Here is a 13481-nt window from a genome sequence, read left to right as displayed (position 1 = left end):
ACTGGTGGGGTGCGCACCGACTCGCCCCGGCTGTCCGCACCCGTGGCCGCGCTGACCGGGGTGGTCTCCCTGGTCGCGGCACTCGGTGCCGGGCACCTGGTGTCCGGGTTCGTCGGCGCCGGCGCCTCGCCGTTCGTCGCCGTGGGTGACGCGGCGATCGACCTGACCCCGACCTGGCTCAAGGACTTCGCGGTCGCGGCGTTCGGCACCGCGGACAAGGCGGTGCTGCTGGCCGGAATGGCGGTGGTGGCGCTCGCGCTGGCGGTCGCCGCCGGGCTGGCCGCGCGCCGCCGGGCCGCCCCCGGCCTGGTGTTCGTCGCCGTGGTCGGCGTGCTCGGCGGGGTCGCCGTCGTCACCCGGCCGGACCTCGGGCAGGTCGCGTTGCTCGCGCCGGTGGCCAGCCTGGTCGCCGGGCTCGCGGTGTTCGCATGGCTGCACCGGACCGCGCTCGCCGGGTGGCCGGAGTCGGCCGCGCGGCGGAACTTCCTGCTCGCGACGGCCGGGGCCGGGGCCGCCGGGATCGCCGGCCAGCTCGCCGGCACCAGCCGGGACGCGGCCGGTTCCCGTGCCGCCGTCGGGCCGCTGGTGCCCGCGCGGACCGCACCGCCGGTGCCCGCCGGCGCCGACTTCGCGAAGTTCGGCACCCCGGCCTTCCTCACCGCGAACGCGGACTTCTACCGGGTGGACACGGCGCTCGTCGTGCCGCAGGTGCGCACCGAGGACTGGTCACTGCGGATCCACGGCATGGTGGAGCGCGAGGTCAGGTACTCCTGGGCGGACATCCGGGACCGCCCGCTGGTCGAGCGGATCGTCACGCTGTGCTGCGTGTCCAACCCGGTCGGCGGGCCGTACATCTCCACCGCGCGGTTCGTCGGCGTGGACCTGGCCGACCTGCTGGGCGAGGCCGGGGTGCGGCCGGGCGCCGAGCAGGTGTTCTCCACCAGCGCCGACGGCTGGACCGCGGGCACCCCGGTGTCCGCGATGACCGATCCCGGCGTCGGCGCGATGCTCGCGATCGGCATGAACGGCGAGCCGCTGCCCATCGAGCACGGGTTCCCGGCCCGGCTGGTCGTGCCGGGGCTGTACGGCTACGTGTCCGCGACGAAGTGGGTCACCGACCTGGAGGTCACCACCTGGGACGCGCGGGCCCCGTACTGGCTCCAGCGCGGCTGGGCCGAGCAGGCGCCGGTCAAGACCGAGTCCCGGATCGACGCCCCGCACGACGCGGTGCCGGCCGGGCGGGTCCGGATCGCGGGCATCGCGTGGGCGCAGCACACCGGCATCGACCGGGTGGAGGTGAGCGTGGACGACGGGCCGTGGGTGCCGGCCGAGCTGTCCACCGAGGTCACGGTGGACGCGTGGCGGATGTGGTGGGTTGATGCCGCCGCCGCGCGGGGCAGCCACGTCGTGCGGGTGCGGGCGACCGACCGCCACGGCTACACCCAGACCGACCAGCTCGCGGATGTCGTTCCGGACGGCGCCACCGGCTGGCACACGATATCCTTCACCGCACGCTAGGTGTGGCTTCGGTCATGCGCCTGACCAGCCACTTTGTGCCTGCGTTCACAAGTGGCTACCGTATTCCCGGTACCCCTCACGACGGCCGTGCATCGAACCCGACTTCTCGGCCCGGGTCAAGGGGAAATTCGAGGCTTGTCGACGGGCGGAACGAGGAGGCCGGCGTGGTGGCACAGCGTGGCCGGCGCAACGGTGCGGCCGTCGCCGGAAAGCTGTCCACGCCGGACGCCGACAACGCCCCGACCGCGGAGATGCCCGCGGTCACCGAGAACGGCGCCGAGGAGGCCCGGGTCCGCGCGATCCCGGAGGCCGCCGTCGCCCGTCTCGCCGTGTACCTGCGCGTGCTCTCCGCGATGGCCGAGCAGGGCGCGACCACCGTGGCCAGCGAGGAGCTCGCCGCCGCGGCCGGGGTGAACTCCGCCAAGCTGCGCAAGGACCTGTCCTACCTCGGCTCGTACGGCACGCGTGGCGTCGGCTACGAGGTCGCGGTGCTGGTCGGGCAGCTCGAACGGACACTGGGACTCACGCGACAGCACAAGGTGGCCGTCGTCGGAATCGGTAACCTCGGTCATGCGTTGGCCAACTACGGAGGCTTCCCCGGCCGGGGGTTCCCGGTCGAGGCGCTGTTCGACATCGACCCCGACCTGATCGGCGTGCCGGTCGGCGGGATCCCGGTGTCGCACCTCAACGACATCCCCGAGGTGTGCTCGGAGCGGGGGATCTCGATCGGCGTCATCGCGACGCCGCCGCCCGCGGCGCAGACGGTCGCCGACCGGCTGGTGGCGGGCGGGGTGCAGTGCATCCTGAACTTCGCGCCGGTGGTCCTCCAGGTGCCCGAGCACGTCGAGGTGCGCAAGGTCGACCTGGCCGTGGAGTTGCAGATCCTGTCGTTCCACGTGGCCCGGCGAGCGGAGAACGTGGGTAACGGAATGGTGGTGCGGTAAGTGAGTGTCCTGGCCGTCGGGCTGTCGTATCGCACTGCGGACCTGCGCACGCTGGAGAAGGTCGCCATCCCGGCCACCGAGCTGGACAAGGTGCTGCACGAGCTCCAGCAGTCGCCGCACGTGAACGAGGTCATGGTCGTCTCGACCTGCAACCGCATCGAGGTCTACTCGGTGGTCGAGGCGTTCCACGGCGGTCTCGCCGACATCTCCGAGGTCCTGGCCCGCCAGGCCGGCTGCGCGGCGGCCGACCTCTACGACAACCTGTACGTGCACTACGCGGGTGCCGCCGTCGAGCACATCTTCTCCGTGGCCGCCGGCCTGGATTCGATGGTCGTCGGCGAGACCCAGATCCTCGGCCAGGTGCGCAACTTCTACGCCGCCGCGCGCGAGGCCGGCACCGTCGGCCGCACCCTGCACGAGCTGATCCAGACCACGCTGCGGGTCGGCAAGCGCGTGCACACCGAGACCGGCCTGGACCACCTCGGCGCGTCGGTGGTGTCCGAGGCCCTCGGCGAGGCGCCCGACCTCACCGGCAAGCACGCGGTGATCGTCGGCGCCGGCTCGATGGGTGCGCTGTCGGCGAGCCAGCTGCGCAAGGCCGGCATCGGCCGGATCACGGTCGTGAACCGGACCCTGGCCAACGCCGAGCGGCTCGCGGCCAACGTCACCGAGCAGGGTGTGCCCGCCGTGGCGGCCGGCATGGACGAGCTGGCCGAGCGCCTGGCCGACGCGGACGTGGTGGTCGCCTGCACCGGTGCGCAGGACGTCGTCGTCACCCCCGAGCACCTGCGGACCCGCGGCGGTCGCCCGGTGGTGGTGTGCGACCTCGGCCTGCCGCGGGACGTGCACCCGGACGTGGACACGCTGCCCGGCGTGCGGCTGGTCGACCTGGAGACCGTCCGGAAGCGGATGGACGACCGGGGTTCGGCCGGCAGCGCCAAGCAGCTCGCCCGGGCCAACGGCATCGTGCTGGACGAGGTGCGCGAGTACCTCGCCGCGCAGCGCAGCGCGGCGGTCACCCCGACCGTCACCGCGCTGCGCAAGCGGGCCGCCGAGGTCGTCGACGCCGAGATGCTGCGGCTGGACCACCGGCTGCCCGGCCTCGACACCGCGGTCCGCGACGAGGTCAACCGCACCGTGCGCCGGGTCGTGGACAAGCTGCTGCACGCGCCGACGGTGCGCGTCAAGCAGCTCGCCGCGGAGACCCAGGGCACGGACTACGCCAACGCGCTGCGGGAGCTGTTCGAGCTCGACCCGGCCTCGCCGGCCGTCGTGTCGAGCCCGACCCCCGAGCGCCTGCCCAGGACAGACGGTGAAACCCAGTGACGAGGACCATTCGGATCGGGACGCGGGGCAGTGCCCTCGCCAGGACGCAGACCGGCACGGTCGCCGACGTGCTGCGCAAGGCGGGTGAGCAGGTCGAGATCGTCACGATCACGACGCCCGGCGACCGCTCCAGCGCGCCGATCGCGGAGATCGGTGTCGGCGTGTTCACCTCCGCGCTGCGCGAGGCCCTGCTGAACAAGCAGGTCGACGTCGCGGTGCACTCGTACAAGGACCTGCCCACGGCGCCGGAGCCCGGCATCGTGCTGGCCGCCGTGCCGCCGCGGGAGGACCCGCGCGACGCGTTGATCGCGCGCGACGGGCTGACCCTGGGCGAGCTGCCGTCCGGTTCCCGGATCGGCACCGGCTCGCCGCGCCGCACGGCGCAGCTGCGTGCGCTCGGCCTCGGGTTCGAGGTCGTGCCCATCCGCGGCAACATCGACACCCGGCTGAACAAGGTCTTCGACGGCGAACTGGACGCCGTCGTGCTCGCGCGCGCCGGCCTGGTCCGCCTCGGCCGCGCCGACGTGATCACCGAGACCCTGGACCCGATCCAGATGCTGCCCGCGCCCGCCCAGGGCGCACTGGCGGTGGAGTGCCGCGTCGACGACGTGGACATCGAACACCTTCTTCGGTCCATTGTGGACGACGAAGCGACACGGGCCGCGGTGACGGCGGAGCGGGCCATGCTGGCCGCGCTCGAAGCCGGCTGCAGCGCGCCCGTCGGCGCACTCGCCGAGGTTGTGGAGGATTACGAAGACACAGGCGAGGACGCCCGCGTGGTCGAGCGCGTCTCGCTTCGTGGGGTCGCCGCCGCAGGCCTCGACGACGAGTCCGTGCAGTTGCTGCGCGCCTCGGCGGTCGCCGGCAAGAGCGAAGCGGAGCAACTCGGCCGCGATCTGGCCGCGGAGCTGCTCGACCTCGGAGCCGGCGCATTGTCCGGCCCGGGCCGCGAAAACCGGTGAAAGTTCCTCGAACGGCTCGGCGCGCTCGCGCCGATCAATAGGAGAAAGACACGATGACCCCCGCGCGGACAACCGCTGGGCGCGTCGCTTTCGTGGGCTCCGGCCCCGGCGACGCCGGACTGCTGACCGTACGTGCCCAGGAGCTCCTGGCGAAGGCCGAGGTCGTGGTGACCGACCCCGACGTGCCCGCCGGCGTGCTCGCGGGCGCCAGCGCGGACGCCGAGGTCCGGCCGGCCGTCGGCGAGCCGGCCGAGGTCGCCAAGGACCTCGCGAACGAGGCCAAGGGCGGCCGGCTGGTGCTGCGCCTGTCCAGCGGTGACCCGCTGACCAACGCCGCCGCCGTGGCCGAGGTGCAGGCCGTCGCGAAGACCAGCGCGGTCTTCGAGGTCGTCCCGGGCATCACGCCGGGTTCGGCCGTGCCGGCGTACGCCGGTATCGCGCTCGGCGGCAGCTACACCGACGTCGACGTCCGCGGTGACGTCGACTGGGCGAAGGTCGCGGCGGCGCCGGGCCCGATCGTGCTGCACGCGACGTCGGCCCAGCTCGCCGAGGCGGCGGGCGCGCTGACCGAGCACGGCCTGGCGGGCACCACCCCGGTCGCGGTCACCGCGAACGGCACCATCAACACCCAGCGCACGGTGGACACCACCCTGGCGACCCTGTCGCAGGACGCCGGTGAGCTGGCCGGCCCGCTCGTGGTGACCGTCGGCGAGCAGGCCGGGCAGCGGTCGAAGCTGTCCTGGTGGGAGTCGCGGGCGCTCTACGGCTGGAAGGTCCTGGTGCCGCGCACCAAGGAGCAGGCCGGTGAGATGGCCGAGCGGCTGCGCATCCACGGCGCCACGTCGCACGAGGTCCCGACGATCTCGGTCGAGCCGCCGCGCAGCCCCGCCCAGATGGAGCGCGCGGTCAAGGGCCTGGTCGACGGCCGCTACCAGTGGATCGTGTTCACCTCGGCCAACGCGGTGAAGGCGGTGTGGGAGAAGTTCGAGGAGTTCGGCCTCGACGCCCGCGCCTTCTCCGGCGTGAAGATCGCCTGTGTCGGGGAGGCCACCGCGGCGCGGGTGCGTGCGTTCGGCATCAACCCGGAGATGATCCCGCAGGGCGAGCAGTCCAGCGAGGGCCTGCTGGCGGAGTTCCCGCCGTACGACGACGTGCTGGACCCGGTGAACCGGGTGCTGCTGCCGCGGGCCGACATCGCCACCGAGACGCTGTCCGCCGGCCTGGTCGAGCGTGGCTGGGAGGTCGACGACGTGACGGCCTACCGGACCGTCCGGGCGGCCCCGCCGCCGGCCGAGACCCGCGAGATGATCAAGACCGGTGGGTTCGACGCGGTCTGCTTCACCTCGTCCTCCACGGTGCGGAACCTGGTCGGCATCGCAGGCAAGCCGCACACCCGCACGCTGGTCGCGTGCATCGGGCCGAAGACCGCGGAGACCGCCGTGGAGTTCGGCCTGCGGGTGGACGTGCAGCCGGAGGTGGCGGACGTGCCGCACCTGGTCGACGCGCTGGCCGCGCACGCCGCCAAGCTGCGCGCCGAGGGCGCCCTGCCGCCGCCGCGCAAGGCGAAGCGCACCCGCCGCTCCTCCTGATCGACCCGGCCGGGGCCGCCTGTGCGATGTCACGGGCGGCCCCGAGCCGCGTCCGGGCCCGGAGTACCGTCGGTGGCGTGTTTCCCGAGCATCGTCCCCGGCGGTTGCGGAGTACGGCGGCGCTGCGGCGCCTGGTGAGCGAAACCACGCTCCGCCCCCGGCAGCTGATCCTGCCCATGTTCGTCGCCGAGGGGATCGACACGCCCCGGCCCATCGCGAGCATGCCCGGCGTCGTTCAGCACACCCGTGACACGCTGCGCAAGGCCGCCGTGGAGGCGGTGCGGGCCGGGGTCGGCGGGCTGATGCTGTTCGGCGTCCCCGAGCAGCGGGACGCGACCGGTTCGGGCGCGGTCGACGAGCACGGCATCCTGAACGTGGCCCTGCGCGACCTGCGGTCGGAACTGGGCGACTCGACCGTCCTGATGGCCGACACCTGCCTGGACGAGTTCACCGACCACGGCCACTGCGGCGTGCTCGACGACCACGGCGGCGTGGACAACGACGCGACCCTGGAGGTCTACGCCGACATGGCCGTCGCCCAGGCCGAGGCCGGCGCCCACATGCTCGGCCCGAGCGGCATGATGGACGGCCAGGTCGGCGTGATCCGCCGGGCGCTCGACGAGGCCGGGCACCTCGACACCGGCATCCTGGCCTACTCGGCCAAGTACGCGAGTGCCTTCTACGGCCCGTTCCGGGAAGCGGTGGACTCGCAGCTCACGGGCGACCGCAAGACCTACCAGCAGGACCCGGGCAACGGGCGCGAGGCGCTGCGCGAGATCGAACTGGACGTCGAAGAGGGCGCCGACGCCATCATGGTCAAGCCGGCACTGTCCTACTTGGACGTGATCCGGCGGGCGGCGGACGTGTCCCCGGTCCCGGTCGCGGCGTACAACATCTCCGGCGAGTACGCGATGGTCGAGGCCGCCGCGACCAACGGCTGGCTGGACCGCGAGCGCACCATCCTCGAGGTGCTGACGTCGATCCGGCGGGCCGGGGCGGACATGATCCTCACGTACTGGGCCACCGAAACGGCAGCCTGGCTGGACTGACCGGCGGTTGCGGGCGGGCTCAGGCGGCCGGACCGGCGAGACGGTCGATCGCGCGGCGGGCGCGGTCCACGGAGCCGGTCTCGCCGAGCCGGAGCGCGGTGTTGGTCGCCATGAGCACGGCGTCGATCTGGAACGCCACCAGGTCCGCCTCGGCGGGTGCCCCCTCGCTGGGGCTCGCGGCGTGGCGCACCTGGTCGGCGAGCAGCGCCCGCCACTCGCGCTGCTGGGCTGCCAGCACCTCGCGCAGTGGACCCGGCTTGCTGTCGAAGACCGGTAGGTTCGCCGCCCAGAAGCAGCCGCCGGGGAACAACGGTTCCGCCGCGTAGGCGATCCACCGGTCGACGAGCGCGCGCAGCCGGGCCGGGCCGGGCGGCACGGCGAGCGCCGGGGCCACAACGGCCTCCTCGAACACCTCGCGCGCCGCTGCGGCGACCGCGATCTGCAGGTTCTCCTTGGTCCCGAACAGGGTCTGGATGCCGGCCTTGCTCATCCCGAGGTCGCCCGCGAGCCGCCCGAAGCTGAGGCCGTCGAGCCCGTCCGCCGACGCCACGTCCACGGCGTGCCGCACGATCGTCCGCCGGGACCGGGCGCCCCGCAGCCGCCGCCGGTCCTGCACCACCTCGCTCACCTGAACCATCCTCTCACAGACATTTGTCAAAAAGTACGGTCGACCGTATGTTTATCTGATGAACGAAGACCGGATGTTCGAGCTGGCGTCCCAGCTGGCCGTGGCGAAGAGCCGGCAGGACCTGCCCGCGGCCCTGCGGCTGCTGCACCCCGAGATCCTGCTGGAGTCGCCACCGCTGGGCACCCGGGCCGCCGGCCGCGCGGCGAACGAGCGGGCACTGGCCCGCTTCTTCGCCTCCTTCCCCGACTACGAAATATCCCTGGACGGACACGCGAGCGACGGCACAACCCTGGTCTGCTGGGGCGTGGCGCGGATGACCATGACCGGCGACCGGTTCGGCGTGGTGCCCAACGGCAGGCGCGCCGAGCTGCCGGTGTTCCTGCAGTTCACCTTCGCCGACGACCTGATCGCCGGTGAACGGTTCTTCTTCGACCTGGCCGAACTGTGCGCCCAGTCGGGCGTCTCGGCCGATGCCGTGCGGCGGACGCAGTTCGGAGCCCGCTCGTGACCGCGGACCCCCGGCTGCGGGACATCGGCGAGATCACCACGCGGCACCTGTTCGACATGGTCGTCGACCTCGATCCACGGCTGGACTTCGGCGCCGGCCCGTTCGGGCGGCGCGTGCTGTTCGGCGCCGCCGGGGGCAGCTTCACCGGGCCGCGGATCCGGGGCGAGGTGCTGCCGGGCGGCGGCGACTGGGCGTTGTTCCGGGAGGACGGCGGGATGTCCCTGGACGTCCGGCTGACGCTGCGCACCGACGACGCCGCCCTCGTGCACATGACCTACCACGGCCGCTGGATCGTCCCGCCCGATCTGCGGGCCGCACTGGCCGACCGCGGCGCACGGCACCACGTCGATCCGGCCCGCTACTACTTCCGGACCACACCGCTGTTCGAGACCGGTGCCCACCAGCACGCCTGGCTCAACGACATCGTCTGCGTCGGCTCCGGCTACCTGGTCGAGGGCGGGATCGCCTACCGCGTCGCCGAGGTCGGGTGAGCTCCTCGCGGCGCACCCGGGCGCAGTAGTCTCTGACGGGTGACCGCAGCGAACGAATCGGACGACGAGCGCCGCGCCCGGGGTCTGCCACCGGCGCCGAGCCTGGCCGGTGCGGAGGCCGAGCGGCCGGAGGCGCCGAGGCCGGTGCAGGTGTCGTTCTGGCTGTGGGTCGCCGCGGGCGTCGTCCTGGCCGCCGCCTACCTGGTGGCGTTCCTCACCCGGCAGCAGCTGGTCGACGAACTGGTCCGGACCAACACGAACCAACAGCTGACGCCGGAGCGGATCGCCTCGGGCACCACGGTGCTGTTCGCGATGCTGCTGGTCGGGTCGGTGTCGTTCGGGGCCTTCTTCGTGCTGTTCGCGTGGAAGGCCCGGCAGGGCACCCGCTCCGCCCGCACGGTGCTGACCGTCCTGCTCGTCATCGTCCTGCTGTTCCAGGTGCTGCTGCGGACCTACACCGGCATCTCGCTGATCGCGACGCTGATCGCCCTGGTCGCGCTGGCGCTGATGTACATCCCGTCGGTGCAGCCGTACTTCCCGAAGGTCGGCCGCCGGTCGCCGTGACCCGGTACTCCGAGCGCGGCGCGAGCTGGGCGGCCCTCGCCTACGGGCCCGGCTTCGCCCTGCTCGGGTTCCTGGCCGAGCTGGCCACCGGCACCCCGCACACCGTCGCCTGGATCATCGTCGGCCTCGGACTGGCGGTGATCACCGCGCCGTGGATCCACGCGCGGCGGCGGTTCCTCGGCGTCCGCGTCACCGACGACGCCCTGTGGCAGGGCCGGGAACGGCTGCCGCTGGCCGACATCGCCGAGGTCGACGACGTCGGCGCCCCCGCCGGGGCCCGGGTGCTCGGCGGTGGCTGGACCACCCCGAACAAGTTCGGCACGCTGCCGGTGCGGCTCACCGACGGCACCGTCGTGCTGGCCTGGGCGAAGGACGTCGAGGCGCTGCGGACCGCGCTGCGCGCGCCGGAGACGGCATGAGAGGCTTCTCACGTGACTGAACAGGCCCGGCTGAACCAGCCCGTGCGCGCGGTGGTGGCGCTGGTCGAGGTGCTGCTGGCGGCCGCCGCGGTGTGGGGCGCGTTCGTGGTGTGGGGCGCCGGGGTGCACACAGTCGTGGTGCGGCTCACCGACGGCACCGTGCTGACCAGCACCCGGTGGGTCGGCAGCTGGATGGCGGCGGCGATCGGACTCGGCATGGTCGCCGGGATCCTGCTGGCCGACGCGGTGCGCGAGGTCCTGCTGGCGACGCGGGTCAAGCGTCGCCGCAAGAGCCGGGACACCGAGGACTTCGGCTACTTCGCCGGACACCTGAACCGGGCCTGACGGGACCTTTGCAAGACTGGGGTCCGTGACGCAAGCAGTCGACAAGTCCAGGGCGTGGTTCGACCGTGCCGCCGCCGTGACCCCCGGCGGCGTGAACTCTCCGGTGCGGGCGTTCAACTCGGTGGGCGGCACCCCGCGGTTCATGGTGCGCGGCGAGGGTGCCCACCTGTGGGACGCGGACGGCAACCGCTACGTGGACCTGGTGTCCTCGTGGGGGCCGATGATCCTCGGGCACGCGCACCCGGCGGTCGTCGAGGCGGCGCGGGAAGCCGCGAGCTCGGGCTTGTCGTTCGGCACGCCGACGATCGGCGAGGTCGAGCTGGCCGAGGAGATCATCGGCCGGGTCGACCCGGTGCACCAGGTGCGCCTGGTCAACTCGGGCACCGAGGCGACCATGAGCGCGATCCGCCTGGCCCGCGGGTTCACCGGGCGCACCAAGATCATCAAGTTCGCGGGCTGCTACCACGGGCACGTCGACGCGCTGCTCGCGCAGGCCGGGTCCGGCGTCGCGACGCTGGGCCTGCCCACCTCGCCCGGCGTGACCGGGGCGCAGGCCGCGGACACGATCGTGCTGCCCTACAACGACATCGAGGCGGTCCGGCGGTCCTTCGCGGAGAACCCGGACGCGATCGCCGCGATCATCACCGAGGCCGCCGCGGGCAACATGGGCGCGGTCGCGCCGCACGGGGACTTCAACGCCCGGCTGCGGGACCTCGCCCACGAGCACGGTGCGCTGCTGATCATGGACGAGGTGATGACCGGCTTCCGGGTCTCCCGGTCCGGCTGGTTCGGTGTGGAAGGCGTGCCCGGCGACCTCTACACGTTCGGCAAGGTCATGTCCGGCGGGCTGCCCGCCGCGGCCTTCGGCGGCCGGTCCGACGTGATGGCGCGGCTCGCGCCGACCGGCCCGGTCTACCAGGCCGGCACGTTGTCCGGGAACCCGGTGGCGGTGGCCACCGGCCTGGCGACGCTGCGCGCGGCCGACGACGACGTGTACCGCCGCCTGGACGCCAACTCACAGCGCCTGGGCGCGCTGTTCACCGAGGCCCTGACCAAGGCGGGCGTGCCGCACCACGTCGCCTACGCGGGGAACCTGCTCAGCGTGTTCTTCCGCGAGGAGCCGGTGCGCAACTACCACGACGCGACCAGCTCCGACATCTGGCGCTTCCCGCCGTTCTTCCACGCCCTGCTGGAGCGCGGCGTGTACGGGCCACCGAGCCCCTTCGAGGCGTGGTTCGTCAACGCCGCGATGGACGATGCCGCCTTCGAGACCATCGAGGCCGCGCTGCCCGCGGCCGCGCAGGCGGCACTGAGCGCAGAGGCGGCCCGCCCGTGACGACGACGATCGTGCACCTGCTGCGGCACGGCGAAGTGCACAACCCGGACGGCATCCTGTACGGGCGGCTGCCCGGGTTCCACCTGTCCGAGCGCGGCCGCCGTCAGGCGCTGACCGTCGCCGAGGCGGTCGCGGCCCACGACATCACCTACGTGGTCTCCTCGCCGCTGCAGCGGGCGCAGGAGACGGCGGCGCCGATCGCCGCGGCCCACCGGCTGGACGTGCAGACCGACGAGCGGCTGATCGAGGCGGGCAACGCGTTCGAGGGCCAGCGGGTGTCGGTCGGTGACGGCGCGCTGCGGCAGCCCCGGCACTGGTCGAAGCTGCGCAACCCGTTCCAGCCGTCGTGGGGCGAGCCGTACCGCGAGATCGCGCACCGGATGCTCGCCGCGGTGCAGCGGGCCCGGGGCAAGGCCGAGGGCCACGAGGCGCTGTGCGTGTCCCACCAGTTGCCGATCTGGACGCTGCGCCGGTTCCTCGAGGCGAAGCCGCTGTGGCACGACCCGCGCCGCCGCCAGTGTTCCCTCGCGTCGCTGACCAGCCTGGTGTTCCACGGTGAGGAGCTGGTGAAGATCGTGTACAGCGAGCCCGCGGGCGCGACCGACCCGAAGGTCACCGGAGCATGAGGCGGGTCCTGGCGGCGGTCCTGGCGGGCGTGTTCGTGCTCGCCGGGTGCAGCACGGGCAGCGACGCGGTGTCGCAGGGCAGCAGCTTCCAGTTCGTCGCGCCCGGCGGCAAGACGGACATCTTCTACGAGACCGCGGACCGGCAGCCGATCCCGAAGCTGTCCGGCGAGGACCTCATGTCCGAAGGCAGGACGGTCTCGGTCGCCGACTACACCGGCAAGGTCGTGGTGATCAACATCTGGGGCCAGTGGTGCGCACCGTGCCGCACCGAGGCGCCGGAACTGGAGAAGCTGTACACGCAGACCCAGGCCCACGGCGTGCAGGTGCTGGGGCTGGACGTCCGCGACGACGACCGGTCGGCGCCGCAGGACTTCGTGCGCGACCGGCAGCTGACCTACCCGTCGATCTTCGACCCGCCCGGCCGCAGCCTGTTGCAGCTGTCCGGCTACCCGCGCAACGCGGTGCCGTCGACGATCATCCTGGACAAGCAGCAGCGCGTGGCCGCCGTCTACCTGCGGTCGATCCTGGCGAGCGACATCGAGCCGGTGGTTCAGCGGCTCGCGGCCGAGTCGCCGGAACGCAGGTAGACGCCGACGGCCAGCGCCAAGCCGAACACCAGCAGCGCCGTGCCCGCGACCGTCGGCGGGTGCGGCGTCGCGAGGTGGGGCGACACCCGCGCCCACTGCTGGATCGCCACCGCGGCGGCCGCGGCGGACAGCGTGAGGGCGGTCGCGCCCAGCGCCGCGCCCCACCGCCCGGCGTCGCGCAGCACGATCACCAGCACCGTGAGCACACCGATCACCTGGACCAGCGGCAGGTTCGCCACCTCGGGCCGGGCCGGCAACCAGTCCAGCAGGAACACGAGCCCGGCCGGGCCGAGCACCCCGGCCACGGCGGGTAGCACCCCCGCCCACCAGCGGAACCGCAGCGCCAGCCACGGCGCGGCGGCGACGAGGGCGGAGCAGAGCAGGAACGCGTACGCGGCGGGACGGCTCAGGTCGACGCGCGTGATTTCCCACACCAGCGGCGCTCCGACCAGCACGGACAGCAACACGTGCACACGCAGCGGAACGGTCATGGCCGAAAAGGTATGGTGCGGGCCACGGTGACGGCTTCGGTCGATGGGCCCGCCGGCCTCGGCCGATCGGCCGAGGCCATCCCGGTGAACTCACACCG

At 73.1% G+C, this 13481-nt stretch carries 16 protein-coding genes; 14 read left to right on the top strand and 2 right to left on the bottom strand.

Features of this window, described 5'->3' with window-relative positions; translation table 11 throughout:
* Positions 1 to 9 precede the first annotated feature (9 nt).
* From FHX46_RS27035 to hemB, 6 genes are all read left to right on the top strand, one after another.
* The gene (locus FHX46_RS27035) at positions 10 to 1518 is read left to right on the top strand and encodes a molybdopterin-dependent oxidoreductase (protein ID WP_313886254.1); all 1509 of its coding nucleotides are present in this window, start codon (positions 10 to 12) and stop codon (positions 1516 to 1518) included.
* A 164-nt stretch (positions 1519 to 1682) separates the two neighbouring features.
* A complete protein-coding gene (locus FHX46_RS27030) occupies positions 1683 to 2462 on the top strand; it encodes a redox-sensing transcriptional repressor Rex (RefSeq protein ID WP_167120551.1) in 780 nt (259 codons plus the stop codon).
* Positions 2463 to 3788 (top strand): glutamyl-tRNA reductase, encoded by a 1326-nt coding sequence (locus FHX46_RS27025; protein ID WP_167120549.1) that lies wholly within the window; start codon positions 2463 to 2465, stop codon positions 3786 to 3788.
* Positions 3785 to 4750 carry a hydroxymethylbilane synthase gene (gene hemC / locus FHX46_RS27020; protein WP_167120547.1) on the top strand — a complete coding sequence of 322 codons (966 nt, stop codon included), beginning with the start codon at positions 3785 to 3787 and terminating at the stop codon, positions 4748 to 4750. The genes FHX46_RS27025 and hemC overlap by 4 nt, the downstream gene beginning before the upstream one ends.
* Positions 4751 to 4803: 53 nt before the next feature.
* On the top strand, positions 4804 to 6339 hold the full coding sequence (locus FHX46_RS27015) for a bifunctional uroporphyrinogen-III C-methyltransferase/uroporphyrinogen-III synthase (protein WP_167120545.1): 1536 nt from the start codon (positions 4804 to 4806) through the stop codon (positions 6337 to 6339).
* A 77-nt stretch (positions 6340 to 6416) separates the two neighbouring features.
* Positions 6417 to 7388: a porphobilinogen synthase gene (gene hemB, locus FHX46_RS27010; RefSeq protein WP_167120543.1), complete on the top strand. Its 972-nt coding sequence runs from the start codon at positions 6417 to 6419 to the stop codon at positions 7386 to 7388.
* Positions 7389 to 7407: 19 nt separating this feature from the next.
* On the opposite strand, the gene FHX46_RS27005 is transcribed toward hemB, so the two are convergent.
* A complete protein-coding gene (locus FHX46_RS27005) occupies positions 7408 to 8025 on the bottom strand; it encodes a TetR/AcrR family transcriptional regulator (RefSeq protein WP_167120541.1) in 618 nt (205 codons plus the stop codon).
* A 49-nt stretch (positions 8026 to 8074) separates the two neighbouring features.
* Between FHX46_RS27005 and FHX46_RS27000 the strand changes: the two genes are divergently transcribed.
* The 8 genes from FHX46_RS27000 to FHX46_RS26965 are packed head-to-tail and all read left to right on the top strand — an operon-like array spanning position 8075 to position 12892.
* A complete protein-coding gene (locus FHX46_RS27000; protein WP_243871348.1) occupies positions 8075 to 8524 on the top strand; it encodes an ester cyclase in 450 nt (149 codons plus the stop codon).
* A complete protein-coding gene (locus tag FHX46_RS26995) occupies positions 8521 to 9015 on the top strand; it encodes a DUF3237 domain-containing protein (RefSeq protein WP_167120539.1) in 495 nt (164 codons plus the stop codon). Before FHX46_RS27000 ends, FHX46_RS26995 begins: the two co-directional genes overlap by 4 nt.
* Positions 9016 to 9054: 39 nt before the next feature.
* Complete coding sequence (locus FHX46_RS26990; protein ID WP_167120537.1) at positions 9055 to 9579, top strand: hypothetical protein; 525 nt, start codon at positions 9055 to 9057, stop codon at positions 9577 to 9579.
* Positions 9576 to 9998 carry a DUF3093 family protein gene (locus FHX46_RS26985; protein ID WP_167120535.1) on the top strand — a complete coding sequence of 141 codons (423 nt, stop codon included), beginning with the start codon at positions 9576 to 9578 and terminating at the stop codon, positions 9996 to 9998. Before FHX46_RS26990 ends, FHX46_RS26985 begins: the two co-directional genes overlap by 4 nt.
* A gap of 12 nt (positions 9999 to 10010) precedes the next feature.
* Positions 10011 to 10343: a hypothetical protein gene (locus FHX46_RS26980; RefSeq protein ID WP_167120534.1), complete on the top strand. Its 333-nt coding sequence runs from the start codon at positions 10011 to 10013 to the stop codon at positions 10341 to 10343.
* Between the two features lie 25 nt (positions 10344 to 10368).
* Positions 10369 to 11679, top strand: a complete 1311-nt coding sequence (gene hemL / locus FHX46_RS26975) for a glutamate-1-semialdehyde 2,1-aminomutase (RefSeq protein WP_167120532.1) — start codon at positions 10369 to 10371, stop codon at positions 11677 to 11679.
* Positions 11676 to 12305: a histidine phosphatase family protein gene (locus tag FHX46_RS26970; protein ID WP_167120530.1), complete on the top strand. Its 630-nt coding sequence runs from the start codon at positions 11676 to 11678 to the stop codon at positions 12303 to 12305. The genes hemL and FHX46_RS26970 overlap by 4 nt, the downstream gene beginning before the upstream one ends.
* On the top strand, positions 12302 to 12892 hold the full coding sequence (locus FHX46_RS26965) for a TlpA family protein disulfide reductase (RefSeq protein WP_167120528.1): 591 nt from the start codon (positions 12302 to 12304) through the stop codon (positions 12890 to 12892). The genes FHX46_RS26970 and FHX46_RS26965 overlap by 4 nt, the downstream gene beginning before the upstream one ends.
* Here FHX46_RS26965 and FHX46_RS26960 read toward each other — a convergent pair.
* Positions 12856 to 13383, bottom strand: a complete 528-nt coding sequence (locus tag FHX46_RS26960; RefSeq protein WP_167120526.1) for a hypothetical protein — start codon at positions 13381 to 13383, stop codon at positions 12856 to 12858. The two genes, FHX46_RS26965 and FHX46_RS26960, sit on opposite strands and share 37 nt — an antisense overlap.
* Between the last annotated feature and the right edge of the window lie 98 nt (positions 13384 to 13481).

Source organism: Amycolatopsis viridis, assembly GCF_011758765.1.
GTDB classification, from domain to species: Bacteria; Actinomycetota; Actinomycetes; order Mycobacteriales; family Pseudonocardiaceae; genus Amycolatopsis_E; species Amycolatopsis_E viridis.
This window is presented reverse-complemented; position numbering and strand designations above follow the sequence as displayed.

Excerpts from the sequence above, each read along its gene's own strand:
- FHX46_RS27015 (WP_167120545.1), top strand. The coding sequence starts at position 4,804 with ATGACCCCCGCGCGGACAACCGCTGGGCGCGTCGCTTTCGTGGGCTCC.
- FHX46_RS27005 (WP_167120541.1), bottom strand. The coding sequence starts at position 8,025 with ATGGTTCAGGTGAGCGAGGTGGTGCAGGACCGGCGGCGGCTGCGGGGC.
- FHX46_RS27000 (WP_243871348.1), top strand. The coding sequence starts at position 8,075 with ATGAACGAAGACCGGATGTTCGAGCTGGCGTCCCAGCTGGCCGTGGCG.
- FHX46_RS26965 (WP_167120528.1), top strand. The coding sequence starts at position 12,302 with ATGAGGCGGGTCCTGGCGGCGGTCCTGGCGGGCGTGTTCGTGCTCGCC.
- FHX46_RS26960 (WP_167120526.1), bottom strand. The coding sequence starts at position 13,383 with ATGACCGTTCCGCTGCGTGTGCACGTGTTGCTGTCCGTGCTGGTCGGA.